19 protein-coding genes are annotated in these 24,869 nt (G+C 66.2%); 8 read left to right on the forward strand and 11 right to left on the reverse strand.

Going from position 1 to position 24,869, the window contains the following annotated elements; all coding sequences use genetic code 11:
- Positions 1 to 375: 375 nt before the first annotated feature.
- From B8V81_RS06735 to B8V81_RS06745, 3 genes are all read right to left on the reverse strand, one after another.
- Positions 376 to 1,341: an ornithine cyclodeaminase gene (locus tag B8V81_RS06735; RefSeq protein ID WP_028599211.1), complete on the reverse strand. Its 966-nt coding sequence runs from the start codon at positions 1,339 to 1,341 to the stop codon at positions 376 to 378.
- Positions 1,342 to 1,429: 88 nt separating this feature from the next.
- Positions 1,430 to 2,422, reverse strand: coding sequence for a 2,3-diaminopropionate biosynthesis protein SbnA (sbnA, locus tag B8V81_RS06740; protein ID WP_043111411.1), 993 nt, complete (start codon positions 2,420 to 2,422; stop codon positions 1,430 to 1,432).
- Positions 2,422 to 3,891, reverse strand: coding sequence for a phenylacetate--CoA ligase family protein (locus tag B8V81_RS06745; RefSeq protein WP_180968390.1), 1,470 nt, complete (start codon positions 3,889 to 3,891; stop codon positions 2,422 to 2,424). Before B8V81_RS06745 ends, sbnA begins: the two co-directional genes overlap by 1 nt.
- A gap of 219 nt (positions 3,892 to 4,110) precedes the next feature.
- Here B8V81_RS06745 and B8V81_RS06750 point away from each other — a divergent pair, with 219 nt between their 5' ends.
- Positions 4,111 to 4,914 carry a YheC/YheD family protein gene (locus B8V81_RS06750; RefSeq protein ID WP_028599213.1) on the forward strand — a complete coding sequence of 268 codons (804 nt, stop codon included), beginning with the start codon at positions 4,111 to 4,113 and terminating at the stop codon, positions 4,912 to 4,914.
- A gap of 36 nt (positions 4,915 to 4,950) precedes the next feature.
- On the opposite strand, the gene B8V81_RS06755 is transcribed toward B8V81_RS06750, so the two are convergent.
- The 3 genes from B8V81_RS06755 to B8V81_RS06765 form a co-directional block, all read right to left on the reverse strand.
- Complete coding sequence (locus tag B8V81_RS06755; protein ID WP_028599214.1) at positions 4,951 to 5,805, reverse strand: carbohydrate ABC transporter permease; 855 nt, start codon at positions 5,803 to 5,805, stop codon at positions 4,951 to 4,953.
- Positions 5,806 to 5,817: 12 nt separating this feature from the next.
- Positions 5,818 to 6,702: a carbohydrate ABC transporter permease gene (locus tag B8V81_RS06760; protein WP_028599215.1), complete on the reverse strand. Its 885-nt coding sequence runs from the start codon at positions 6,700 to 6,702 to the stop codon at positions 5,818 to 5,820.
- A 99-nt stretch (positions 6,703 to 6,801) separates the two neighbouring features.
- Positions 6,802 to 8,043: a sugar ABC transporter substrate-binding protein gene (locus B8V81_RS06765; protein ID WP_028599216.1), complete on the reverse strand. Its 1,242-nt coding sequence runs from the start codon at positions 8,041 to 8,043 to the stop codon at positions 6,802 to 6,804.
- 271 nt (positions 8,044 to 8,314) lie between these two features.
- Between B8V81_RS06765 and B8V81_RS06770 the strand changes: the two genes are divergently transcribed.
- The 6 genes from B8V81_RS06770 (at position 8,315) to B8V81_RS06795 (ending at position 17,035) form a co-directional block, all read left to right on the forward strand.
- The gene (locus B8V81_RS06770; RefSeq protein WP_101808015.1) at positions 8,315 to 11,695 is read left to right on the forward strand and encodes a GH36-type glycosyl hydrolase domain-containing protein; all 3,381 of its coding nucleotides are present in this window, start codon (positions 8,315 to 8,317) and stop codon (positions 11,693 to 11,695) included.
- An 83-nt stretch (positions 11,696 to 11,778) separates the two neighbouring features.
- Positions 11,779 to 12,753 carry a LacI family DNA-binding transcriptional regulator gene (locus B8V81_RS06775; protein ID WP_028599218.1) on the forward strand — a complete coding sequence of 325 codons (975 nt, stop codon included), beginning with the start codon at positions 11,779 to 11,781 and terminating at the stop codon, positions 12,751 to 12,753.
- A 223-nt stretch (positions 12,754 to 12,976) separates the two neighbouring features.
- Positions 12,977 to 14,476 (forward strand): spore germination protein, encoded by a 1,500-nt coding sequence (locus B8V81_RS06780; protein WP_101808016.1) that lies wholly within the window; start codon positions 12,977 to 12,979, stop codon positions 14,474 to 14,476.
- Positions 14,473 to 15,684, forward strand: coding sequence for a Ger(x)C family spore germination protein (locus B8V81_RS06785; protein ID WP_101808017.1), 1,212 nt, complete (start codon positions 14,473 to 14,475; stop codon positions 15,682 to 15,684). Before B8V81_RS06780 ends, B8V81_RS06785 begins: the two co-directional genes overlap by 4 nt.
- Positions 15,685 to 15,695: 11 nt before the next feature.
- Positions 15,696 to 15,929 carry a hypothetical protein gene (locus tag B8V81_RS06790; protein ID WP_028599221.1) on the forward strand — a complete coding sequence of 78 codons (234 nt, stop codon included), beginning with the start codon at positions 15,696 to 15,698 and terminating at the stop codon, positions 15,927 to 15,929.
- 17 nt (positions 15,930 to 15,946) lie between these two features.
- Positions 15,947 to 17,035 carry a GerAB/ArcD/ProY family transporter gene (locus B8V81_RS06795; protein ID WP_101808018.1) on the forward strand — a complete coding sequence of 363 codons (1,089 nt, stop codon included), beginning with the start codon at positions 15,947 to 15,949 and terminating at the stop codon, positions 17,033 to 17,035.
- A gap of 52 nt (positions 17,036 to 17,087) precedes the next feature.
- Here the strand turns inward: B8V81_RS06795 and B8V81_RS06800 are convergent, their stop codons facing one another.
- From B8V81_RS06800 to B8V81_RS06815, 4 genes are all read right to left on the reverse strand, one after another.
- Positions 17,088 to 17,954, reverse strand: a complete 867-nt coding sequence (locus B8V81_RS06800) for a transglutaminase family protein (RefSeq protein ID WP_028599222.1) — start codon at positions 17,952 to 17,954, stop codon at positions 17,088 to 17,090.
- Positions 17,951 to 18,943, reverse strand: a complete 993-nt coding sequence (locus tag B8V81_RS06805) for an alpha-E domain-containing protein (RefSeq protein WP_028599223.1) — start codon at positions 18,941 to 18,943, stop codon at positions 17,951 to 17,953. Before B8V81_RS06805 ends, B8V81_RS06800 begins: the two co-directional genes overlap by 4 nt.
- Positions 18,937 to 20,481 carry a circularly permuted type 2 ATP-grasp protein gene (locus B8V81_RS06810; protein WP_101808019.1) on the reverse strand — a complete coding sequence of 515 codons (1,545 nt, stop codon included), beginning with the start codon at positions 20,479 to 20,481 and terminating at the stop codon, positions 18,937 to 18,939. Before B8V81_RS06810 ends, B8V81_RS06805 begins: the two co-directional genes overlap by 7 nt.
- A 401-nt stretch (positions 20,482 to 20,882) precedes the next feature.
- Positions 20,883 to 22,778, reverse strand: coding sequence for a PrkA family serine protein kinase (locus B8V81_RS06815; protein ID WP_101808020.1), 1,896 nt, complete (start codon positions 22,776 to 22,778; stop codon positions 20,883 to 20,885).
- Positions 22,779 to 23,026: 248 nt separating this feature from the next.
- On the opposite strand from B8V81_RS06815, the gene B8V81_RS06820 reads away from it, so the two are divergent.
- The gene (locus tag B8V81_RS06820) at positions 23,027 to 23,776 is read left to right on the forward strand and encodes a DUF2161 family putative PD-(D/E)XK-type phosphodiesterase (protein WP_101808021.1); all 750 of its coding nucleotides are present in this window, start codon (positions 23,027 to 23,029) and stop codon (positions 23,774 to 23,776) included.
- Positions 23,777 to 23,900: 124 nt separating this feature from the next.
- On the opposite strand, the gene B8V81_RS25135 is transcribed toward B8V81_RS06820, so the two are convergent.
- Complete coding sequence (locus B8V81_RS25135; RefSeq protein ID WP_180968391.1) at positions 23,901 to 24,722, reverse strand: hypothetical protein; 822 nt, start codon at positions 24,720 to 24,722, stop codon at positions 23,901 to 23,903.
- Positions 24,723 to 24,869 lie beyond the last annotated feature (147 nt).

Raw genomic sequence — 24,869 nt, forward strand, 5'->3', positions numbered from 1 at the left:
GAAACGCTATTCGGCGGTTTTGATGGTTTTTTCGCAGCCAACGATACGGAGGAGCGCTATTTTGTCGAAAAAGCAGCTTCGGGAGCGACTTGGGCAGCAATAAGGTCTGTCCGTATCGTTAGGATTTCATTCGGCGCCAATCGGACGAAATAAGGTCTGTGAGTATCATTAGATCGCGGAGCAGGCGTATGGGAACGCCGCTTCGCTCGCCCCGATGGGCGAGCGAAGCGGCGCGGCGGGCATGGAGCTCGGCAGGTCTGGAGCTTGGCGGGCATGGAGCTTAGCGGGTCTGGAAGCGCATCACGCCTGGCGGCGCAACGCGCTCCCTTCCCCCTCCTGCAGAATCATCCTTGCGACCTTAATGATCTCGTCAGGTCAATCCAGCCCCACCCCAAGCCCCTCCGCCAGCGCGCGGCGGTAGAAATCCCCCGCCAGCGCCAGGTCGAAGATGCCGAGCCCCATCGGATTAAAAAAGATCGTCTCGCCCGCGAGCGGAGCCAGCGCGTCGCGGCAGACGGCGTCCGCCAGCGTCAGCGCGTCCGGCTCCGCCAGCAGCCCCGCCGCGTGCAGCCGCTCGATGTCCGTATCCTCGCGGCATACCTGGCTCCAGTCGTCGACGAACGTGCGCAGGCCGGCGACGCTGTGCGGCTCGTAGTCCCGCAGCGACACATGCAGCAGCAGCGCTCCCTGCGGCGGCGGCTCGTCGATGTAGCGGCTCGGCGCGACCGTGCAGGTCGCGGTCACGTCCGACTGCCGGTACAGCTCCCGCCAGTCCGTCGTCGCCTCGACGCGGCCGAGCAGCTCCGGCGGGATGCTGTCCTCCGCGATGCCGCGCACGTCATGCAGCAGCACCCGCTCCAGGCGCGGCCCGAGCAGCGCCGCCGCCATGTCGAGATGCAGGCGGCCGATCGGCCCCCAGCCGATGATGCCGACCGTGAAGCCGCCCCCGGACGCCGGACGCAGCTCGGCGTACCAGCGCAGCATGGCGCCGCTGACCGCCGCCGCGCGCAGTCCGTTCAGCCGATCGCTGCGCAGCACGGCGAGCGGCTCGCCCGTCGACGGATCGTTCAGCGCGATCAGGTTGCGGGCGCGCGGCAGCCCGCGCTGCGGGTTGCCGGGAAATCCGGCGATCCACTTGATGCCGGCCAGCTCCGTGCTTCCGCCGAGATAGGCCGGAGTCGCGATGATCCGGTTCGGCGTGCCGGGAAAGCGCAGATAGCCTTTGAGCGGAGCGGCGCTACCGCCCGCGTCCATCGTGCGCACCGCTTCCTCGATGAGATCCGCCAAGCGGCTCCAGTCCCAGCCGAGCTCGCGGATATGCTCGTCGTTCAAGTAAAGCATCGCTTCTCCTCCTCTTTCCTGCGCTTCCTGGCCTTTTCCCCGACCGTCGTCTCGCTGCTGCCCGTCTCGCTGCCGCTCAAACGCTCCGTCACGGCGCGGCGGCCAGCTCCTCGTCCGGTCCAAGGCCGAGCTCGCGGCTCGCCCATCCGGCGTCGAACGCCGTATCGAGATAGCGGTCGCCCCGGTCCGGCAGGATCGCCGCCACGACCGCTCCGGCAGGCAGGCTGCCGGCCATCCGCTTGATCGCGGCGACGACGCCGCCCGAGGAAGCTCCGGCGAGGATCGCCTCGCGCCGCAGCAGGCTGCGGCAGCCGCGCACGCAATCGGCGTCGCTGACGCGGACGACCTCGTCGGCCAAGTCCGCGCGATGCAGCCCCGGCTCCAGCGCCGCCCCGAGGCCGGGAAAGCGGCGAACGCCGCTGCCCCCGCCGAACAGCGCGCTCCCCTGGGCGTCGACCGCGACGATCCGGGTCGGCCAGCCGCGGCCGCGGATGTAGTCGGAGCAGCCCCGGATCGTGCCGCAGGAGCTGACGCCGCAGAACAGCCAGTCGACCGTGCCGAGCTTCTCGGCGATCTCGGCCATCGTCGTGGCTTCATGCGCGGCGGCGTTGTCCGGGTTGGCGTACTGGTTCGTCCAGTACGCCCCGGCAATCGACGCCCGCAGCTGCCGCACGCGGGCGATGCGCGCCGGCAGGAACTCGCCGGTCGCCGGATCGGGCCGGCTCACCAGCTCGATCTCTCCGCCGTAAGCGGAGATGAGCGCCTTATGCGCCTCGGTCGTGCGCGGATCGACGACGCAGACGAAGCGCAGGCCCGCCTGCCGGCATAGCTGGGCGAGGCTGATCGCCAGATTGCCGGAGCTGGACTCGACGACCGTGCCGCCGGCGGCCAGCTCTCCGCGCCGGATCGCCTCCTTCAGCATATGGAGCGCGGCCCGGTCCTTGGCGCTCCCGCCCGGATTCATCCCTTCGAGCTTGGCATGGACCTCGAACGCCTCCCCCTCGAACAGCCGCGAGAGCCGCACGAGCGGCGTCCGCCCGATCGCCGACGCGATGCCTCCATTCAGATCCGGTTCCCGCATCACGGCGTCTCTCCTTCTCCGTAAAAGATCTTCTTGCGCTTGATCGGCCCTTCGGCCGCCTCGTCCCCGAGCCGCACCCGCCGCACCGCGATGCCCTCCAGCAAGCCGCTGCGGATCATCTCCCCGATCGCCGGGATGCGCGCCTCCACGTCCCGCCCCGCCAGCTCGAACTCCTCGTCCGAGGCGGACGGACTGTCGATGCCGATCGCCAGCCGGTTGCCCCGCACCTCGACGCGCAGCCGCGCGTCCGGCAGCCGGCGGCTGACCGCGTCCTCGATGTCATAGAGGCTGATCTTCTCGCCATGCTTGAGGTCGGGCCCGATGCGCTTGACGAGTCCGGCGAAGCTTTGGCGCAGCCGGCCGCCTGCGACGATCGGCCGCAGGTCGCGCACGACGTCATAGGTGACATATCGAAGCGCCGGGAACGCTTCGCGCAGCGCGGAGGTGAGCACGAGCACCGCCTCGCCCTCCGGCAGCGGCTCCAGCCCGTCGCCGAGCGCTTCCGCCGGCACGCCCTCCGCAAGCAGCCCGTCAGCCAGCAAATAGCGGCCATGCTCCGGGGAGTAGGAGGCGATCGTGCCGATCTCGATGGAGCCGTACGTATCCGCGATGTCGAGCTCGGTCAAGCCGAGCCGAGCCGCTGCCGCGCGCCGCCATCCCGGCGAGGCCAGCTCGCCGACGAGCAGCACGCGCCGGATGCCGAGCTCCGCCGGCCGCGCCGCCGCCGCCAGGATGCGGTCGAGAATCGACGGCATCGTGTAGAGCACCTCCGGCCGCAGCCGCTCGAGCGCGGCGACATGCTCGGCGATCGGCAGCCGGAACGGCAGCGTCTCCACGGACAAGCCGAGCTCGCGGAACACCTCGCCCGCCGTCGCCTCGGCATGGCCGGTGCCCATGTCGGAGACGGCTGTCCGCCACTCGCCGCCGGCCAGCAGCTCGCGGAACACGTCGAGCTTGACGCGCAGGTAATCCGCCTCGTCCTGCGGCGAGTAGTAGATCGCCTTGCGCCGGCCGGAGCTCGTGCCGGACGTGCGGTACACGTTCAGGCCCGGCTGCGCGGCGAGCGGGTTGCCCTCGGCATAGTAGTGCCGCTCCAGCGCCGACGCCGTCAGCAGCGGCAACCCTTCCAGCAGCTGCAGCGCCGCGGCCAGACCGTCGCCGGAATCAGCCTTATCCGGCCTTCCATCGCCGGCTTCGTCCTCGGCATCCGCGGCCCCAGCCAGACCGTCGCCGAAATCAGCCTCATCCGGACTTCCGCCGCCGGCTTCGTCCTTGGCATCCGCGGCCCCCGCCAGACCGCCGCCGAACTCGGCCTCATCCGGCCTTCCGCCGCCGGCTCCTTCCGCTGCCCCGGCCGCCGCATCCGCTCTGCCCGCCGCTCCCTCGACGGCTGCCCCTGCCAGCCCATCGATCCACGGAAAGCTCCGGCGCAGCCGTCCGATCGCCGCGCTCCACTCCGCTGTCCGCATCGCTTCGCCCTCCTCTAGTCGGCGGAGTCGATTCCGCCCATCGCACTACCGTATGCCCATGACGCCTGTCAGGTTCGTGCGTATGTGCCCGCAACGCCGCCGCCAACGGCAAATGGGGCTCTACGAGCTCCACGGTCACGATCCTTCCCCGCGCGCCCAGTCGCCCGCCGCCAATTGCCCATACACTGGAACCAATCCCTAGCGAGAGGAGCCAGCGGCATGTCTAGCGGCGAAGGCGGCGACGCCACCCGGCGATCCGTCGCCAGCAAGATGGAAAAGACGCAGCGGCTGCTTCAGCATCCGCAGCTGGCCAAGTCCGTGCCCGCGACGCGCTGGCTGAACGAGGAGTCGCTCGCCGAGCTGCTCCGCAAGCACCGCATGGTCTACGTGAAGCCCGACGTCGGCCGGATGGGCATCGGCGTCATGCGCGTCGAGCGGACCGGCAGCGGCTGGGCTTACCAGAGCGGAGAGAAGGTGCGGCGCTTCGCGACGCGCAGCGGGCTGTACCGCTCGCTCGCCAAGCGCATCGGCGATACGCCCTATCTGGTGCAGAGGGGCATCCGCATGCTGGAGCACGAAGGACGTCCGTTCGATTTTCGCCTCATGATCCAGCAGGACCGGTCGGGGGCATGGGCATGCAACGGCACCGCGGCGCGCGTCGCCCATCCCGCCAAGATCGTCAGCAACGGCAGCCAGGGCGGCACGATCTTCGAGCCGATGCGTCTGCTCGCGCCCGCCTTCGGCCAGACGGAGGCCGAGGCGCTGCTGCGCCGCATGGACCGGATCGCGCTGCAGACGGCGGGCGAGCTCGGCCGGTCGTACCCGGCGCTGCGCGAGCTCGGCCTCGACCTGGCGGTCGATACGAGCGGCAAGCCGTGGATTCTCGAGGTGAACACGCGGCCCGATCCATGCCCGTTCACCAAGCTCGACGATCCGGCGATCATCCGGCGCATCGTCGAGTACGGCAAAGGCTACGGACGGCATTACAAGCTGATCTGCAACAAAGCGAAAAAAGCGCCCTGAAGGGGCGCTTTTCGCTGTCATCCTTTTCTCATCCGTTCACTTGATGCCGGAAATATTGTAGTTCTCGATGATCTGCCGCTGGAAGAAGATGAAGATGACCATGATCGGCAGCACCATGAACGCCGCGCCGGCCATCTGCAGGGCGAAGTTGGTCGTGTTCTGCCCTTTGAGCAGCTGCAGGCCGACCGAGAGCGTGTACAGCTTCTCGTCGTTGGCGATGATGAGCGGCCACAGGAAGCTGTTCCAGCCGCCGATGAACGTCAGGATCGCCTGCACGGCGAGGATCGGCTTGGACATCGGCAGCACGACCTGCGCGAACAGCCGGTACTCGCTCGCGCCGTCGAGCCGCGTCGCCTCCATGATCTCCTCCGGCAGCGTGCTCATGAACTGGCGGAACAGGAAGATGCCGAAGGCGCTCGTGAAGCCGGGCAGCACGATGCCGAGCATCGTATTGGTCAGGCTGACGCCGTTCAGGATGAGGTAGACCGGGATCATCGTCACCTGGCCGGGGATCATCATCGTGGCGAGCACGAGCAGGAACAGCTTTTCCCGCCCCTTGAACCGGTACTTGGCGAAGCCGAATCCCGCCATCGCGTTCAGCAGAAGGCCGACGAACGAGAACAGCGTGATGAGCAGCGTGTTGCCCAAGTACGTGCCGAAGTCCATCTCCGTGAACAGCCGGGTGAAATTGTCCACGGTGAACGCCTCCGGCCACAGCGTCGGCGGGATGCGCTTGATCTCGCCTTCGGTCTTGAAGGCGGACAGCACCATCCAGACGAACGGCAGCACCATGGCGATGCCGAATACGGTCAGCACGATGCCCGCGGCCCATTGCTGGAGCCGGCCTCTCGGAGCGGCCGAGGCGGGCTTTCGAGTCGTCGCTTGTTTCATGAGAGCCTCCTCCTATTCCTCGGCTTGCTTCCGCTGCAGGCGCAGCTGGACCATCGTGACGGCGATGATGAGGAAGAACAGCACGAACGAGCCGGCGGCCGCATAGCCGAAGTGGCTGTACTGGAAGCCGTTCTGGTAGATGAACAGCGACGCCGAGACGGTGCCGTTCAGCGGTCCGCCCTGCGTCATGACGAAGGGCTCCTCGAAAAACTGCAGCCAGCCGATCATCGTCGTGATCGTCACGAAGAAGATCGCGAAGCGCATCATCGGCAGCGTGATCCGCGTCAGCTGCTGCCAGCCGCTCGCCCCGTCAAGCTGCGCCGCCTCGTAATAAGAGCGGTCGATGCCCTGCAGCGCGGCGATGAAGATGATCATGTTCAGTCCGATGCTCCGCCACAGCGCCAGCAGGATGAGCGACAGCTTGGCGATCGTCGGCTCCGTCAGCCACGGCACCTTGTCGAAGCCGATCGACGTCAGGATGTAGTTGAACAGCCCGATGCCCGGGTTGTACAGATAGCTCCAGACGACGGCCACGGCGACGACGTTCGTCACCGACGGCAAGTAGTAGACGACGCGGAACACCTTGAACAGCCGCGAGCGGCCGAATTGGATGAGCAGCGCCACGCCGAGCGAGCAGGCGATGACGAGCGGCACGCCGATGACGACGTAGAACAGCGTGTTGCGCAGCGCCAGCAGGAATACCGGATCGCCCAGCACGTCGGCATAGTTGGCCAGGCCGACGAAGGAGATGGACGAATAGTCGGCCAGCCCGGCGAGGTCCATGTCGGTCAGGCTGATGCCCAGCGCGACGAGGATCGGCAGCAGCGAGAACACCGCCAGCAGCAGCAGCGTCGGTCCGATGAACACATACGGCGCCATTTTGGAGGAACCCTTCATACACTCACTTCCTTTGCAAGTCGTGGCCGCTCCGAACGGCAGGCGGAAGCCGGCGGCGGGCTGCTCCCGTCCTCCGGCCGCCGCCGCGGCCTCGTTCGTTTACTTGTCGAGCAGCTTCTGCGACTGCTCGTTGAAGTCCTTCAGCTTGGCGTCGATGTCCGCGTCCGCGCGGTAGATCTCCTCGAACGTCTTGAGGAAGTTCTGGGAGATGTTGTCCCACGCCTTGACGAGCGGCATCGGCTCGGCATTTTTCAGCTGCTCGCCGACGACGGCCATGTTCGGATCGCCGCTCAGCTGCGGGTCCTCCCACGCCTTCTTGTTCGCCGGCAGCTCGCCGGTCTGCTTCATCCACTCCAGCTGGTTCTCCGGCTTGCTGAGGAACGCAATGAACTTCATCGCGGCCGCCTTCTGCTCGGTGAAGCCGAATACGCTCAGGTTGGAGCCGCCGAGCGAGCTCATGTTGCCGTCCTTGGACGGCAGCACCGCCGTCGCCCACTTGCCCTCGATGTCGGGGATCTGGTCCGCGACCGTCTTGATCATCCACGGGCCGCTGATGAACATCGGCACCATGCCGTCGCCGCCGAACGTCTGGGACGTATCGAGGCCGAGATCGACCGGCGCGTAGCCGTTTTTGAAATACCCGTCCAGGTAGCGGACCGTCTCCGCGAATGCCGGCTGATCGAACTGGGCCTTGCCGTCCTCGATCAGCTTGGAGCCGTTCTGGCGGGCGAACATGAAGCTGAGCGTCGGCTCTTTGGGATCGAGGCCGATGCCGTATTTGTCCTTGCCCCGCTCGGTCAGCTTCTTCGAAGCGTCGAGCAGCTCATCCCAGGTTTTCGGCGCATGATCGTAGCCGACCGACTGCAGCACGTCCGTGCGGTAGAACAGGACGCGCGTCTCCGCCAGCCACGGCACGCCGACCGTCTTGCCGTCGAACTGCGTGGACGTGACCGTGCCGTCGAAGAAATTGTCCGCGGCCAGCTCCGGGTAGTCGGCCAGGTCGGCGGTCAGGTCGGCCAGCGCGCCGGCCGCCGCGAACTCCGGCATCCACGTCGTGCCCATCTGAAGCACGTCCGGACCTTTTTTGGAGGCGACGGCCGTCAGCAGCTTGTCATGCGCGCTGCCCCACGGAATCGCCTGCACTTGGATCGAGACGTCCGGGTTCTCCTTCTGGTACGCGGCCGCCATCTGCTCCATCGGCTTGCTGCTGTCTCCCATCGCCCATACGGTGAGCTTCGTCTTGCCTTCCTCTGCGCCGCTTCCGCCAGACGAGCAGCCTGCGATCAGGCTGCCTGCCAGCGCGGCGGCAGCCAGCGCCGCGATCGTTCTTTTCGTATCCATTCGCCATATCCTCCCCTGGATTCCGGTTGCTTCCCGTTATAAGTGAAACGTTTCGAACAAAGTATAAATCAAATTGAAATCGCATTCAAGTCCTCTTTGCCAATCATTTTTCGCTTCATTAATAGCGGGGAAGTCGATACACCCGTTCGACGCCATGGCCCGGAGCGCCGTTTGACTTCCTTCAGCGCTATTGTATATACTCGTCTTGGTTGTTTTCGAAACGTTTCTACGACTTTTATCAAGCGGCTCTGCAAGAAAAGGAGGAAGCACCATGCGATCCCAATCCAAGCCGTTGCCATCCGCCAGCTGGCGGCTCGAGCGCGACGGACTTGCCTTCACCTTCCACCCGACCGGCGACCTGTACGAGGCGTCCGGCAGCGGCATGATGCTGAACCAGCTGCGCAGCCATCCGCTGGACGGCTCGCTCAACCAGCTGTACCTGCGCGTGCGCGGCCCCGAGGGCATGCATGCCTATCCGCTGATCGGCATCCGCTCGGACAGCCGCGTCGGCCGCGGGCGCGACCGCATCGTCTGGAGCGGCGAGGCCGCCGGCGTCCGCTACGAGGCCGCTTTTCGGCTCGGCTCGGGCGGCGCCTGGTTCTGGAGCGTCCGGCTCGAGGCGGACGAGCGCGGACGCTCCGCCGACATCGTCTACGGCCAGGATATCGGCCTGGGCGCTCCGGGCGCCGTGCGCGGCAACGAAGCGTACAACGCTCATTACCTGGACCATTCCGCCTACGAGGACGAGCATCGCGGCTGGATCGTCTGCACCCGCCAGAACCAGCCGCAGGACGGACGCTTCCCGTATGCGCAGCAAGGCTGCCTGACCGGGGCGGTCTCGTTCGCGACCGACGGCTTCGCCTTTTTCGGCCGCTCGTTCAAGGAGACGCATCAGCCGGAGGCGCTGAAGCTGGACCGGCTGCCGGGCGAGGTGCTGCAGTACGAGTTCGCCTATACGGCGCTCCAGTCGCGCGAGGTCGATCCGGCGGACGGCGCGGAGATCGTATTTTACGGACTGTTCCGCGACGATCATCCCGAGGCGGTCGAACGGGCCGAGTTCGGCGAGGAGATCGAGCGGGCGTGGACGGAGCTTTGCCGAGAGGAAAATGAAGCCGTCCCGACGCAGCCGACGCCGCGCCGCGCGGACGATCTCGGCGAGCCGCTGCAGGCGCGCTCGCTGAGCGAGCAGGAAATCGCGGCGCTCTACCCCCTGCGGATCGAGGAGGAGCGGCGGGACGGGGAGCTGCATGCCTTCTTCACGCCGGAGTACGCCCACGTCGCGCTCAAGGCCAAGGAGCTGCTCCTCGAGCGGCCGCATGGCCATATTCTGCTCAGCGGAGCGCCGGATATGCCCGGAGCGGAAGTGCTGGCCACGACCGCTTATATGTACGGCATCTTCCATTCGCAGCTCGTCGTCGGCAACACCAGCTTCAACAAGCTCATCGGCCATGCCCGCAGCGCGCTGAACGCGGCGCATGCGTCGGGCCTGCGCCTGTACGCCGAGCAGGACGGCCGGTTCCGCCTGCTGGCGATGCCGAGCCTGTTCGAGATGGGCTTCAACTACGCCCGCTGGGTGTATGCGCTGGACGGCGACACCGTCACGGTGACGAGCTGGACGTCCGCGGACGCGCCCGAGGCGACGCTGGACATCGCGTCCGCCGCCGGCATTTCGCGGCGCTACCTGCTCACGGCGCAGATTACGATGGGCGAGCGGGAGCTGGAAGGCCCGTATCGGCTCCAGGCGCCGGCGGACGGCTCGCTGCGCTTCCGCGCGGCCGCCGGCTCGCCGATCGCCGGCGCCTACCCCGAGCTCGCGTACCGGCTGACGGTCGCCGGCACGGGCTTCGAGCGCTTCGACGATCGCAGGCTCGTGCCGGATCTGGAGCCCGGCGTCTCGCCGCTGCTCGTCCTGCAGACGGAAGCGTCGGCGAGCTGGAGCGTGCGGATCGAGGGCCGGCTGGACGGGCTGCCGGCCGCGGCCGCGCCGGCGCCGGAGCTCCCGCAGTCGGCGGCGGCGTACCGCGCCGGCATGGCGGAGCTCATGCGCGGCTTCCGCCTCGAGCATCCCGGCGGCGATCCGTCGGTGCGGCGGCTTGATCTGCTGTCATGGTGGTATGTCCACAACATGCGCGTGCATTTCCTCTCTCCGCACGGCCTCGAGCAGTACGGAGGCGCCGCCTGGGGCACGCGCGACGTCTGCCAGGGTCCGGCCGAGTTCTTCCTCGCGATGCAGCGCTGGGACGCGGTCCGCGGCATCCTGCGGACCGTGTACGAGCATCAATATGAGCAGAGCGGCGGCTGGCCGCAATGGTTCATGTTCGACCGCTACAGCCGCATCCAGCAGCACGAGAGCCACGGCGACATCGTCGTGTGGCCGCTCAAGCTGCTCGGCGATTATCTTTCCGCCACCGGCGATTACGGCCTGCTGGACGAGAAGCTTCCGTACACGGATGAGACGACGTTCGACTTTACGGCGGGGCGGCATCCGCTGCGGGAGCATGTCGAGCGGCAGCTCGCCCATATCCGCGACCGCTTCCTGCCCGGCACGATGCTGTCCGCCTACGGCGACGGCGACTGGGACGACACGCTGCAGCCGGCGCGTCCAGAGCTGCGCGCCTCGATGGCGAGCAGCTGGACGGTGGCGCTGACCTATCAGGCGATGCGGACGCTCGGCCGGGCGCTCGCCTCCGCGCCCGGGCACGCCTCCTGGTCGGAGGAGCTGCTCGCCCTGGCGGACGGCATCCGCCGCGACTTCGCCGCCTATATGGATCCGGACGGCGTCATTCCCGGCTTCCTCGATCTCGCCGACCCGGCCCGTCCGGCCAAGCTGCTCCATCCGGACGACGTCCGCACCGGCATCCGCTACCGCCTGCTGCCGATGACGCGCAGCATGATCGCGGAGCTGCTCACGCCCGAGCAGGCGGAGGCGCATCGGGAGCTCATCCGGCGCGAGCTCCGCTTCCCGGACGGCGTCCGCCTCATGAACCGTCCGGCCGCTTACGAGGGCGGAGTGAGCGTGCGCTTCAAGCGAGCCGAGCAGGCGGCCAACTTCGGCCGCGAGATTGGGCTGCAGTACGTGCATGCGCATATCCGCTACATCGAGGCGATGGCCAAGCTCGGCCAAAGCGAGGAAGCGTGGCATGCGCTGCAGGTCATCAGTCCGGTCGGCATCGAGGAGGCGGTCCCGAACGCCGCTCCGCGCCAGAGCAACGCTTATTTCAGCAGCTCGGACGGCGCCTTCGCCAATCGCCGCGAGGCGGCGGCGCGGTTCGAGGAGCTGCGCAGCGGCGCGGCGCCCGTCAAGGGCGGCTGGCGCATCTACTCGAGCGGTCCAGGCATCTATCTCAACCAGCTCGTGTCCAGCGTGCTCGGCATCCGCGCGGCCGCCGGCCGGATCGTGCTCGACCCGGCGCTGCCCGCATCGCTCGACGGCCTCTCCGTCCGCTTCGAGCTCGCCGGCAGGCCGGTCCGCATCGTGTACCGCCTGAGCGGATCGCCGGTGTCGCGCATTTCCGTCAACGGCCGCGAGGCCGCCTTCGCCCGCCTGCCCCATCCGTACCGGAGCGGAGGCGCGGAGCTGTCTCTGGACGAGCTGGAGCCGCTCTGGAACGATGAATCCGGGGCGCTGCAGGACATTCTCGTCGAGGCTTGAGCTTCCGCTGCCGCAGCCGCACGAGAACAGCGATGGAAAGTTGTGGTATAGTGAACAAAAAGCCGTCCACGGGAGGTATCGCGGTGGTCAGCATCAAGGATATTGCCCGCAAGGCCGGCGTGTCGATCTCGACCGTCTCCTATGCGCTGAACGGCAATCCCAAGGTAACCCCTGAAACGAGCGCTCGAATACGGGCGATCGCCAAGGAAATGAACTACATTCCCAATGGGGCGGCCCGCCAGCTCAAGAAGCGGGAGTCCCGGATCATCGGCGCGTTCCTGACCGATTTCACCGGCGCTTTCTACGGCGATCTGCTGCAAGGAATGAAGGAAGTGCTCAACCGCAAAGGCTACGACCTGATCGTCTGCAGCGGACTGCAGTCGCATCGGCTGCTGCCCGAGCGGATGATCGATGGCGCGATCATCCTTGACTCGGCCTTTTCGGACGAGGAGCTGCTCGACTACGCCGACCGGGGCCACCGGCTCGTCGTGCTCGACCGCGAGCTGAACCATCCCGCCGTCAATCAGGTGCTGCTCGACAACAAGGCCGGCGCCAATCTGGCGATGGACTATCTGATCGAGACCGGCCATCGCCGCCTCTACATCGTCGCCGGCCCGTCCGACAGCTTCGACGCGCGCCAGCGGATGGGCGCCGTGCGGCAGACGCTGGACCGGCATCCGGAGCTCGAAGCGACCGTGCTCGAGGGCGACTTCAATCAGGGCTCCGGCGAAGCGGCCGGCCGGCTCATCCTGGAGCAGTGGCAAGGACCGGCCGGCGTCTTCTGCCTCAACGACGAGATGGCGATCGGCCTGTTCAACGCGGTCTCCGCGTCGGACTCCGGCATCCGCGTCGGCGAGGAGCTGTCGCTCGTCGGCTTCGACAACATCGCCCTCACCCGCTACATCCAGCCTCGCCTGGCGACGATCGAGTATTCCAAGTACCGCTGGGGCGCGATGGCGTCCGAGCAGCTGCTGCGGATGATCGCCGGCGAGGAGGTCGAGCATGAGCGGATCTACGTCTCGCTCGTCGAGAGCGGATCAGTGAAGGACCGGCGCTGAGCCGAGGCTCTGCCGCTCCCTTTCCTCGCCCCCCATCCCTCGGGCAAGCGCGGACGTCTCCTCCCGCACTGTCCCCAAAGCGGCTTTCCCGCGGCCTCGCGCCGCGCGGAAAGCCGCTTTTTGCGATGCCGCCGCTCCCGCTTCGCCAATAATGGATAGCCGCCCCTCAACTGGAACATCCTAGTTCAAGGCATCTATTCTGGAAAGGAAATCAGGTGAGAGGATGACGAAACAGTCGACCGCCGAGTCCGCGGACTCGCTCAGCCGCTCGCTGGAGGTCAATGACAGCCGGCTCCGCGACCGCTTCGGCATCAGCCCCGACTTGCTCGCGCGCGAGTTCCAGGCGGAGCTGGACGGCGGGGAGATCTTGCGCGGAACGGCGTGGGCGATCGACGGCATCTCGAACTCCGCTCCGCTGCTGCAGGCTCTGTTCGCCCCGGATGTACGAAGAAGCCTCATCTGCGGCAGCGCCGAGGAATGGCTCGACCTATGCCGCGCCCGCATCCTGCCGGAGGGAGAGATCCATGTCCTGGGCACGCTGGCGGAGGTTTGCTCGATGCTGCTCGACGGCCATACCGTCCTGTTCGCGGACGGCAGCCCGCACGCGCTTGCCGTCGCGACCAAGGATGTGAAGGCCCGCTCGATCGAGGAGCCGAACGTCCAATCGGTCGTGCGCGGCCCCCGCGAGGGCTTCACCGAGGTGCTCGCCTGGAACATCGCCATGCTGAGGAGGAAGATCGCCAGTCCCGACCTCCGGTTCGAGCCGACGACGCTCGGGACGGTGACGAATACCGCGGTCGCGATCGTATACATCCGCGACATCGTCTCGCCGGAGGTGCTTCAAGAGGTCAAGGACCGGATGGCGACGATCGACATGGACAGCATCCTCGAGAGCAACTACATCGAGGAGTACATCCAGGATCGGATCTACACGCCGTTTCCGACCGTGTTCAACTCGGAGCGGCCGGATGTCGTCGCCGCCGGCCTGCTCGAGGGCAGGGTCGCCATCATGGTCGACGGCACGCCGTTCGCGCTGCTCGTCCCGGCCCTGTTCAGCCAGTTTTTCCAGTCGAGCGAGGACTACTACCAGCGAGCCGACTTCAGCACGCTGATCCACCTGCTGCGGTTCCTCTCCTTCCTGCTCGCGACGCTCACGCCGTCGTTCTACATCGCCATCACGACGTTCCATCAGGAGATGCTGCCGACGACGCTGCTCTACAACCTAGCAAGCCAGCGCGAGGGTGTGCCGTTTCCCGCATTCATCGAGGCGCTGCTCATGGAAGTGACGTTCGAGATTCTGCGCGAGGCGAGCGTGCGCATGCCCAAGACGATCGGCCAGTCGATCTCGATCGTCGGCACGCTCGTCGTCGGCCAGGCGGCGGTGGACGCCGGGCTCGTGAGCGCGGCCATGGTCATCGTCGTCTCCATCACGGCCATCGCCAATTTCGTCCTGCCCGCGTTCAACATGGGCATCGCCGCGAGGATCATCCGCTTCGGCCTCATGACGCTCGCCGCCTCGTTCGGCTTGTACGGCGTGTTCATGGGGATCATCGCGCTTGTGCTGCATCTGTGCAGCCTCCACTCCTTCAGCGTTCCGTATATGGCGCCGCTCGCTCCGTACCAGCGGGACGATCAAAAGGATACGCTGTTCCGCCTGCCGATTCCCTGGATGAAGAACCGGCCGATCAGCCTCAAGCCGCAAAAGCTGCGGAGGCAGCAATGAACCGCTTCGGGCTGGCGTCCAGGCTGCTCGCGCTGCTGCTGATCGCCGCGCTGGCCGCCCCGCTCTCCGGCTGCTGGAGCCGCAACGAGCTCAACGGCATCAACATCGTCGTCGGCATGGGCGTGGACAAGGCAAAGGATGACGGGTACATCGTGTCGGTCCAGATCGTCAATCCGAGCCAGGTGACGACGAAAAAAACGTCCACCAGCTCCTTCAGTCCCGTCGTCACCTTCCGCTCCTACGGGAAGACGCTGCCCGACGCTCTGGCGCGCCTGACGCTCAAGGCGGCCCGCGAGCTCTATCTCGCCCATTTGCGCATCCTCGTCATCGGCGAGGAGATCGCGCGCAGCGGCCTGAGCAAGCCGCTCGACTTCATCGCCCGCAACCGCGAGCTGCGGACGGACTTTTATCTCGTCGTCGCCAAAAAGGCGTCCGCCTCGGATATTCTCGACATGTACAGCCCGATCGATCCGATTCCGGCGAACAGCCTGTACACGAAGCTGGACACGTCGGACGATATCTGGTCGGCGACCGGCAAGGTGACGCTCGACCGCCTCATCCGGGATCTAGCGACCGAAGGCAAGGGACCCGCGCTCACGTCCATCGAGCTGCTCGGCAACCGCCACAGCGGCGAGGAGATGAAAAGCGCCCAGAACATCGAGCCGCAGACGCTGCTCCGATACGACGGCATGGCGGCTTTCCGGGGCGATCGCATGGTCGGCTGGCTCAACGAGAATGACGTCCGCGCGCTCAACCTGCTGCAGAACGAGACGCATCATACCTTCCTCACCGTCGAGTGCCCGAACGAGGAAGGGCTCGTGACGCTGGAGCTGAATCAGGCGCATGCGCGCATCACCGCGCATCGTCCGGATGCGTTCGAGGTCGAGCTGCGCTCGCAGCAGGACATCGCCGACATCGGCTGCAAGATGGACGTGATCGATCCGGCCAATCAGGAGAAGCTGGAGCAACTGGTCGACGCCAAGCTCGTCGATCTGCTTCAGCGGAGCATCCGCAAATCGCAGAAGGAGCTGAAGGTCGACGTGTTCGGCTTCGGAAGCGCGCTTCATCGCCAGCATCCCGGCCTGTGGCGGCGCATCGAGGACTGGGATTCGATCTACGACCGGGCCAAGATCGACATCCGCTCAAAAACGACGATTCGCCGGATCGGCACGACCTTCAAGTCCATGAAGGACGAATCGCGACCTTAGGAGGAAAAGCCATGTGGCTCTGGATCGGACTGTGCGCCGGCTTGCTCGGCGCGCTGCTCCTCGATTGGCCCCGCCTGCGCCGCAAAGGAGCGGCGAAGGAACGTCTCGCCGCCGCTGCGGCTTGGGCGGCGGCGGCGATCGGAGCGACGCTGTACGGGACTCTCCCCGAGCCGCCCAATCCGCTGCAATGGATCGCCGTGGCGCTGCACGGGTACGTCGACGTCTTTAATTCGCTCTTTTCCTAACGAAGGAGGCTGGCCTCATGAATGAGGAACGGAACACCTCGATCTCCGCGCGCGGGTTCGCCGTGCTGACGGTTTATTTCATGATCGGCACCTCCATCCTGATCGCCCCTGCCGGGCTTGCCCTCGCGGCCAAGCAGGATGCATGGATGGCCGCCCTGTTCGGAGTCGGCCTGAACATCGCGCTCGTCGCGCTCTATGCCGCCCTCGGCAAGCTGCGCCAGCACGAGTCGCTCGTGCAGATGTGCGTCAGCGCGCTCGGCCGCTGGGCAGGAGGGCTGCTCGGGCTCGCCTTCGTCGCCTTCTTCTATCTGCTCGCCTCGCTCATGATCGGAGATCTCGGCTATTTCCTGACGACGCAGAACTTGCCGGAGACTCCGATCGAGGTGCTGCAGCTGCTGTTCGTCCTGCTCGCCGTCTACGCCGTCCGTCTCGGCAAGTCGGCCTATTCGCGGGCGGCGGAGCTGTTCTTTCCGTTTCTGCTGCTGCTGTTCACGCTGCTCGTGCTGACGACGCTTCCGCGGATCGATCCCCGGAATTTCGAGCCGCTGCTGGAGTTCGGCTTGCGGCCGATCGTCAAGGGCGGCATCAATCTGTTCGCGCTGCAGGAGATGATCGTGCTGCTCATGCTCTATCCGTACGTGCGCCGGGCGGCCGGCAGGTCCGGCGCGATGATCGGAGGCACGGTGCTCGGCGGGATCGTGCTCGTCGTCACGACTGCCGCCAGCATCGGCGTGCTGTGCGCCGGCGTGACGGCCAATCAGCTGTTCCCGGCCTATGCGCTCGCCAAGAACATCAGCATCGGGCATTTCCTGGAGCGGATCGAAGGCATGATCATCTTCATCTGGGTGCTGTCCATCCTGATCAAGATCGTCATCACGTTCGACGCCGCCCTCATCGGACTCGGCCAGCTGTTCGGCCTGCGCTCCACGCTGGCGCTGACGCTGCCGCTCGGCGTCGGCATGGTTGTCGTCGCCCAGCTGTGCTACCCCAATACGGTGTTCGTCCAGGACTTCCTCTCCAAGAACTGGACGCCGTTCGCTTCGATCTTCCTCGTGTTCGCGCCGCTGCTCCTCTACGCCGTCCACCTCATCCGCGCGCGCGCCTAAAAGCAGCCGGCCCCGTCCTCATGACGGAGCCGGCTGCTTTTTTTGCCCGATGTCATTCCTCCGCCGGGCTGACGTCGACATGGACCTCGAGCGTCTGGACGCCGCTGCCGAGATAGACGCCTTTGAACGGGACGATGTCGCGATAGTCGAGTCCGTGCCCCAGCTTGACGTAGCGCTCGCCGACGAGCGACGCATTGGTCGGATCGTAGCCTCTCCAGCCCGCGCCGGGCACGTAGGCCTCCACCCAAGCGTGGGACGCCTGCTCGAAGTCGGCGTTGCCGCCGCTCAGGTCGCCGACGAAATGGTACCCGCTCACATACCGGGCCGGAACGCCTTGGCAGCGGCAGCAGGCGATCATCAGATGGGCGAAATCCTGGCAGACGCCGCGCCGCGTCTGCAGCAGATCGGACGCCTTGGTCTGCACCGTCGTCGCCAGCGGATCGTAGATGAATTCGTCGCGGATCCGGCCGCAGAGCCGCTCCAGCCACGAGCCGACGCCCCGCTCGTCCGGCGGATGGCCGTCCGTGTAGGAGCGGATGCCCGCAGTCTGCTCCGTATAGCCGGTCGGCAGCAAATATTCCGCGAAGCGGTCGAGCGCCTCGTCCCCGCCGAGCCAGCTCCATGCCGCATCTGCTTCGGCCTCCGCCCGTCCGGCGGCCCCGCCCGGCTCTTTTGTCGTCACAATGGAGTGCGTCCGCACCGTCAGCGAGCGATGGGCGGCGTTGACCGTGAAGGCATGCACCTTGTTGCCGAACGCATCCTCGTAAGCGAGCAGCGGCGCGTTCGGCTCGACGGAGATGCTGTGCTGATAGCAGGACTGATGCTTATTGGTCACCGGCGTGAGCCGGATTTCGTTGACGCTGTCCCGGACCGGGTCGGAGTACCGGTACGTGGTGACATGCGAGATGCGCAGCTTCATGCGGTAGCCTCCCCGAGGCGAAAGAACGCCGCCTCCATCGCCGCCCCCAGCTGCCTCGACTGCTCCAGCAGATGCGCGACGATCCGGCCGTCCCGATCGAGCAGCAGGTCGTCGCGCTCGAGGCAGGCCAGATCGGCCAGCACCCGCGCCGAGCTGCGCAGCAGCTTGTCGCGGCGGGCGCGCATCGCCGGCTCCTGCGCCTCCAGCAGGCTCAGATGCGCGTCCATCTTGCGGAGGGAATACTGCACGCTGCGCGGAAAGGCCGCGTTGAGCAGCACGAACTCCATGATCGCATCCACGCCGAGCCCGTCCGCATGATAGCGGCGGAACGAGTCGTAGCCGCTGATCGAGCGCAGCACCGCCTGCAGGTACGGATACGCCTCCGGCTCGTGCCAGCCTCCGCCCGGCACCCATCCGCGCACCGCCTGCAGGATGCGCAGCGTGTTCTCCATCCGCTCCAGATAGCGGCCGCATTCCAGGAAGCGCCATTCATTCTCGCGCGGCATGACGGATTGGCTATAGCCCTGGAACAGGCTCGCCCAATCCTTCATTTGGCGGAAGAAAGCATGCGGCGCCTCCTTGCGCCAGCCGTCTTCCTGCCGTTCCCGGAGCCACAGGTACATGCCGTTGAGCGCATCCCACAGCTCCCCCGGCAGCTTTTCCCGCAGCGTCCGCAAATTCGCGCGCGCGGCGCTTACGCAGCTGAGCATCGAGTTCGGATTGGCGCGGTCCATCGTGACGTACTGGAGCACGTCATCCTCGTAATAGCCGTCGTACGCGCTCTCGAACTCCTTGCGGTCGCCGATGGCGCCGACGACGAGCGCCCACTTGCCCGCGTTGTCCACCTCCGATCTCAGGCGGTCGTCGACCGCCTCGCGCGGCTGCAGCTGCTGCAGATGATAGAGCACGTCCACGAAGCGCGCATGGTTTTCCGTCCGCTCCATATACCGTCCGATCCAGCATAGTGCCTCTGCGTTCCGGTTCAGCATCCGCATTCCTCCTCGTTCCGATCCTGGTCTTGACTCTGCGCCTCGCACCGGCTCTGATCGCCGCGCGGGCCTGGACGTCCGCGCCTCGGCACCCATGTGTCCTTCACGCCGCCGCCCTGCGAGGAATTCACCACGAGCGAGCCTTCCTGCAAGGCGACCCGGGTCAGCCCGCCGGGGACGACATGCGGCTCTCCGCCGCTGCCGCTGAGGACGAAGCCCCGCAGGTCGATGTGGCGAGGCATCATGCCGCCCGCCCCCATGACCGGCGCGGTCGACAGCTTCATCGTGCGCTGAGCGATATAGCGGCCCGGCTGCTCCCGGATCCGCTCGCGGAACGCCGCCAGCTCCTGCGCCGACGCCTGCGGTCCGATCAGCATGCCGTAGCCGCCCGACAGCGACGTCTCCTTGACGACCAGCTCCTCCAGGCGATCCAGCACATATTCGCGCTCCTCCTTGCGGGACAGGATGTAGGTCGGCACGTTCGACAGGATCGGCTCCTCGCCCAGATAATAGCGGATCAGGTCCGGCACATAGGCATAGACCGCCTTGTCGTCGGCGACGCCGGTGCCGGGAGCGTTGGCGATCGCCACGTTGCCGGCGCGATAGGCGTTCATCAGGCCGGCGACGCCGAGCATCGAGTCGGGCTGGAAGGAAAGCGGATCGAGAAATTCGTCGTCGATGCGACGATAAATGACATCGACCTGACGCAATCCTCGCAGGTCGCGCAAGTAGATCTTGTGGTCCTTGCAGACGAGGTCCCTTCCCTCGACGAGATGGATGCCGAGCTGCTGCGCGAGGAAGGCATGCTCGTAATAGGCTGAATTGTACGGGCCGGGAGTGAGCAGCACGATGAACGGGTCTTTTTTGCCCGAGGGGGCGAGCGAGCGGAGGCTGGTCAAAAACACGTTCAGGCTGCGCTCGGTATCCTCGATCGCGCTCGGCAGGTACAGGTCGGGAAACAGCTCGCTCATGAGGCTGCGCCCCTTGAACAGATAGGAGAAGCCCGACGGACTGCGCAGATTGTCCTCCAGCACGTAATAGCCCGTCTCGTCGCGGATGAGGTCGATGCCGGCCGCCGTGACGTAGACGTCTCCCGGCGCGTCCAGTCCGGCCATTTCCGGCCGGTAGTAGGTGTTGCCGACGATCATGCGGCGCGGGATGACTCCGTCGCGCACGCAGCGCTGGCCGTGATAAAGGTCGCGGATGAAGCGGTTCAGCGCGACGGTCCGCTGGCGCAGCCCGGCCTCGAGCAGGCTCCATTCGGCGGCAGGTATGATCCGCGGGACGCAGTCGAAAGGAATCGTGCGCTCCAGCGGGTCCGGAGCTCCCGGCGCATAGAGCGTGAAGGTGATGCCTTCCTCCAGCATGCGGCTGCCGAAAGCCTGCCGGCGTCTCGCCAGCTCGGACGGCCCCATCGCGGCGAAGCTCCGATGCACATGCTCGTAGTGGAGCCGCACGCGGCCTCGCTCGTCATACATCTCGTCGTAGAAGGAACGGGAATCATAGGCTGGAATACGGGTCGGTTCTGCGGTAGACATGGCTGACGGCCTCCCTCCGGGTCAACCTGCAGCGGGAAACGCTCGAGGTGCCCTCCATGATGGATCGAAGCGCTTGGGTATTTTTACCCAATCATACAAGGATCTATCAATTTATGTCAATATAGTTGACATTATTAGAGTGCAAAAAAGCCCCCTATACAGGGGCTTACTGAATTCGTCTATTTGTCCATGCACGACGCTTGGATGGAAAAGCTCGCCTCCAGAACGGAGGTGACGCCTATGTCATTTTCGCTACAGGAAGTGATGATGCTCGGGATGTTCCTGCTAGCATTGCTCGCTTACTTAAAACGAAAATAACCCGTCCAAGTTAGCCACTGGAAACGGGTTATTTTCGAAATCCACGTTTTACGATTCGGAGGTTTCCTCCAAGTTTTTCGCCCTTACCGGTTCAGCAGGCTGCCGACATACCGCAGCAGCTCGTTGGCGCTGGCAGGCGTGTAGCCGTGCTCGTCGACGAGGCGCTTGGTCACCTCGTTCATGCGCTTGAGCTGGTTCTCGTCCGGCGTTTTGGTCGACGTCGTGATCTTGACGATGTCCTTGAGGTCGGCGAACAGCTTCTTCTCCACCGCCTCGCGCAGCCGCTCGTGGCTCGTGTAGTCGAACTTGCGCCCCTTGCGGGAGTAGGACGAGATGCGGATAAGGATCTCCTCGCGGAAAGCCTTCTTCGCGTTTTCCGAGACGCCGATCTGCTCCTCGATGGAGCGCATGAGCCGCTCGTCGGGATCGAGCGCCTCGCCGGTAAGCGGGTCCTTGATCTTGGACCAGTTGCAGTACGCTTCGATGTTGTCGAGATAGTTCTCGAACAGCGTGCGCGCCGACTCCTCGAACGAGTAGACGAACGCCTTCTGGACCTCGTTCTTGGCCAGCTGGTCGTATTCCTTGCGCGCCGCCGAAATGAAGTTTAAGTAACGCTCGCGCTCCTCCTTCGTGATCGAAGGATGCTGGTCGAGCCCGTCCTTGAGCGCCCGCAGCACGTCGAGCGCATTGATATGGTCCATCTCGCCCTTGATGAGGGCGCTGGAGATGCGGTTGATGACATAGCGGGGGTCGATGCCCGACATGCCTTCTTCCAGGAATTCGTTCTGCATTTCCTTGAGGTCGGCGTCCTTGTAGCCTTCGACTTCCTCGCCGTCGTACATGCGCATCTTCTTGACGAGGTCCATGCCCTGCTTCTTGGACTCCTTGAGCCGCGTCAGGATCGAGAAGATGGCCGCCGTGCGCAGCGCATGCGGCGCGATGTGCACATGGCGCAGGTCGCTCTGGGCGATCAGCTTGCTGTAGATCTTCTCTTCCTCCGACACCCGCAGGTTGTACGGGATCGGCATGACGATCATCCGCGACTGCAGCGCTTCGTTCTTCTTGTTGGAGATGAACGCCTTGTACTCGGATTCGTTCGTATGGGCGACGATCAGCTCATCCGCGCTGATGAGCGCGAAGCGGCCGGCCTTGAACTGCCCTTCCTGCGTCAGCGACAGCAGGTTCCAGAGGAACTTCTCGTCGCATTTGAGCATTTCCTGGAACTCCATCAGGCCGCGGTTGGCCTTGTTGAGCTCGCCGTCGAACCGATAGGCGCGCGGATCGGATTCCGAGCCGTACTCCGTGATCGTCGAGAAGTCGATGCTGCCGGTCAGGTCGGCGATGTCCTGCGACTTCGGATCCGACGGGCTGAACGTGCCGATGCCGACGCGGTTGTCCTCCGACAGGAAGACCCGCTCGATCTGCACGTTCTCGATGTCGTTCTCGAACTCGTTTTTCAGCCGCAGCTGGCAGTGCGGGCACAGGTTGCCCTCGATCCGTACGCCGAGCTCCCGCTCGAGCTCCGGCCGCAGCTCATGCGGGATGAGGTGGAGCGGATCCTCGTGCATCGGGCAGCCCTTGATCGCATACACCGCCCCTTGGTCCGTGCGCGAGAATTTCTCCAGCCCTTTCTTGAGCATCGTGACGATCGTCGACTTGCCGCCGCTGACCGGACCCATGAGCAGAAGGATCCGCTTGCGCACGTCCAGCCGCCGCGCCGCCGAGTGGAAATATTCCTCCATCAGCTTCTCGACCGCCCGGTCGAGGCCGAAAATCTCCTGCTCGAAGAACTTGTAGCTCTTCTGTCCGTTCTTCTCGTTGATGCCATGCGACTTGATCATCTCGTACACCCGCGCATGCGCCGTCATCGCCGGCGCCGGATCGTTCCGCAGCAGCTCGATGTACTCCTTGAACGTCCCCGTCCAGGCGAGCCGCTCGCCCTCCGACTTGTATTCCGCGATCCGTTTGAAAATATCCATGCTGCGCCTCCTCCCATTCCTTCCGCGTCAAGACCCTCGCCGTCCGCTCCGCCCAGGCTGTATCTCTGCTTCCCACTCCTGAATAGCATCGTATTCGAAGTATTAAAGCCTATGCGGAGGGGGGCGATAACTTGACCGGAAATTTGGAGTCGGACAAGATTTGCCAGACCTTCGGGGATCTCCTATAATGGACGGAATGAGAACGCCTGTGCCGGTGGCGCGGCGGGCGGCGGGGAGGCCGAGAGGGCATGGCGGTGAAGGAGGAAGCGGAGCTGTACGGGCCGGTGAAGGCCTATCTGGAGGCGCGGGGCTACGAGGTGAAGGGCGAGGTGCTGAGCTGCGATCTGGTGGCGGTCCGGCCGGACGGCGATACGCTGATCGTCGAGATGAAAAAGACGTTCACGCTCGCGCTGCTGCTGCAGGGCGTCCAGCGGCTGCGGATCGCGGACAAGGTGCTGCTCGCGATCGAGCGCAACCGCTCCCGCAAAGGGGCGGTCAACCAGCGCTTCGGCGAGCTGGCGGAGCTGTGCCGCATGCTCGGGCTCGGCCTGATGACGGTTACGTTCTACAAGACCAAATCTCCCGTCCTGGAGCTGCTCTGCAAGCCCGGCGACGCGCCGCTGCGCGGACGGCGCCCGTCCCGCGAGCGGCGGCTGCTGCAGGAGTTCCGCGAGCGCAGCGGCGACTACAACGTCGGCGGCAGCGGGCGCGTCCGGGGCAGCCGGCTCATGACCGCCTACCGCGAAAAAGCGCTCCGCCTCGCCTGGGCTCTCCAGGCGCACGGAGCGCTGTCGCCGGCGCGCGCGCGCGAGCTGACCGGCGTCGCCAAGTCGGGCGAGTTCCTGCGCGCCAACTACTACGGCTGGTTCGCCAAGGTCGAGCGCGGCGTCTACCGGCTGCTGCCGGCCGGCGAAGCCGCTCTCGCGGAGCATGCCGCCGTCATCGACGGCTGGCTGCTGCAGCAGGGCGCGGCCGCGCGGGAGGCGGAGCGGGACTGAGAGCCGGGAGCGGCTCTCGCTCCGGCGAGGCTCGAATCTGCCTCGGCACGGACCGGCCGCCAGCCTCGAGAGGCCAAGCGCCTTCCCCGCTCGGCGGCGGATACGGCCGCGCTCCCCGGCTTCTTCAGCTGCGCGCGGTGAACTCGCGCATCGCCTCCGCGAGTCCGCTCAGCGCCATCGCCAGCTGCGCTCCGCTCGCGGCTCCGGCGGCCAGCCTCGCGGCGCCTGAACCCGGCGCTGCGCCGAGGCCGGCGCCGGCAACCCCGATGCACAGCCCGCGCAGCCGGGCCGCGCGCTGCAGAGCGCGCGCGTCCAGCCCCTCGGGCAGCAGCAGCTCCATCGCTGCGCCGCGCGGATCGCGCCGCCAGCGCAGCCCGGCCGGCATGGAGGCGGCGTCCAGCGCCTCCTCCAGCTCCTGCAGCGCCGCTTCGCAAGCCGCTGCCGCCGCGGCGCGGCTCCAGCTCGCCCAGGCCGAGGAGCTCCTCCATGACGAGCAGCTCCCAGCCGCTCGCCGCGCCGGAGCGCCGCTGCTCCTCGCGCACCCGCCGCAGCAGCTCCGGCGGCCCGCTCGCCCAGGCTGCGCCCAGGCCGGGCACGCCGCTCGCGAGCGAGCCGACGGCGAGCAGCCGCCTGGCGGCATGCCCGCCAGGCGCGCCCCGCTTCGCCGGCGCCGCCGCTCCTGCGCCTTCGCCCGCTCCTGCACGCCCTCCTGCATCTGCTCCTGCGCCGCCGCCCGCTCCTGCATCCGCTCCTGCGCCTCCGCCTGCTCCTGCACGCCCTCCTGCATCCGCTCCTGCGCCTCCGCCCGCTCCTGAACGCCCTCCTGCATCCGCTCCTGCGCCGCCGCCTGCTCCTGCACGCCCCCCTGCGACTCCGCCTGCACCTGCTCCCGATGCCGGACGCCATGACCAGGCGCTGTCCGGCCGCAGCTCGACCTGCCAAGCATTCGGCTCCTCATTCGCGTCGTCCGGCGAGGCGTCGCTCCGCCTCGGACTTTGCCGCTCCTCGCCCGCTGGCCCGCGCGCTCGCTTCCCATCGCTCCGCTCCGGCTGCTCGCGCAGATGTCCTGCGCCTTGACGCTGCGGCACCGGGC

The organism is Paenibacillus pasadenensis, assembly GCF_002864175.1.
Lineage (GTDB): Bacteria > Bacillota > Bacilli > Paenibacillales > Paenibacillaceae > Paenibacillus_O > Paenibacillus_O pasadenensis.

Coding starts and splice junctions, on each gene's coding strand:
- B8V81_RS06735 (WP_028599211.1), bottom strand. CDS start 1,341: ATGCTTTACTTGAACGACGAGCATATCCGCGAGCTCGGCTGGGACTGG.
- sbnA (WP_043111411.1), bottom strand. CDS start 2,422: ATGCGGGAACCGGATCTGAATGGAGGCATCGCGTCGGCGATCGGGCGG.
- B8V81_RS06745 (WP_180968390.1), bottom strand. CDS start 3,891: ATGCGGACAGCGGAGTGGAGCGCGGCGATCGGACGGCTGCGCCGGAGC.
- B8V81_RS06750 (WP_028599213.1), top strand. CDS start 4,111: ATGTCTAGCGGCGAAGGCGGCGACGCCACCCGGCGATCCGTCGCCAGC.
- B8V81_RS06755 (WP_028599214.1), bottom strand. CDS start 5,805: ATGAAACAAGCGACGACTCGAAAGCCCGCCTCGGCCGCTCCGAGAGGC.
- B8V81_RS06760 (WP_028599215.1), bottom strand. CDS start 6,702: ATGAAGGGTTCCTCCAAAATGGCGCCGTATGTGTTCATCGGACCGACG.
- B8V81_RS06765 (WP_028599216.1), bottom strand. CDS start 8,043: ATGGATACGAAAAGAACGATCGCGGCGCTGGCTGCCGCCGCGCTGGCA.
- B8V81_RS06770 (WP_101808015.1), top strand. CDS start 8,315: ATGCGATCCCAATCCAAGCCGTTGCCATCCGCCAGCTGGCGGCTCGAG.
- B8V81_RS06780 (WP_101808016.1), top strand. CDS start 12,977: ATGACGAAACAGTCGACCGCCGAGTCCGCGGACTCGCTCAGCCGCTCG.
- B8V81_RS06785 (WP_101808017.1), top strand. CDS start 14,473: ATGAACCGCTTCGGGCTGGCGTCCAGGCTGCTCGCGCTGCTGCTGATC.
- B8V81_RS06790 (WP_028599221.1), top strand. CDS start 15,696: ATGTGGCTCTGGATCGGACTGTGCGCCGGCTTGCTCGGCGCGCTGCTC.
- B8V81_RS06795 (WP_101808018.1), top strand. CDS start 15,947: ATGAATGAGGAACGGAACACCTCGATCTCCGCGCGCGGGTTCGCCGTG.
- B8V81_RS06800 (WP_028599222.1), bottom strand. CDS start 17,954: ATGAAGCTGCGCATCTCGCATGTCACCACGTACCGGTACTCCGACCCG.
- B8V81_RS06805 (WP_028599223.1), bottom strand. CDS start 18,943: ATGCTGAACCGGAACGCAGAGGCACTATGCTGGATCGGACGGTATATG.
- B8V81_RS06810 (WP_101808019.1), bottom strand. CDS start 20,481: ATGTCTACCGCAGAACCGACCCGTATTCCAGCCTATGATTCCCGTTCC.
- B8V81_RS06815 (WP_101808020.1), bottom strand. CDS start 22,778: ATGGATATTTTCAAACGGATCGCGGAATACAAGTCGGAGGGCGAGCGG.
- B8V81_RS06820 (WP_101808021.1), top strand. CDS start 23,027: ATGGCGGTGAAGGAGGAAGCGGAGCTGTACGGGCCGGTGAAGGCCTAT.
- B8V81_RS25135 (WP_180968391.1), bottom strand. CDS start 24,722: ATGCTTGGCAGGTCGAGCTGCGGCCGGACAGCGCCTGGTCATGGCGTC.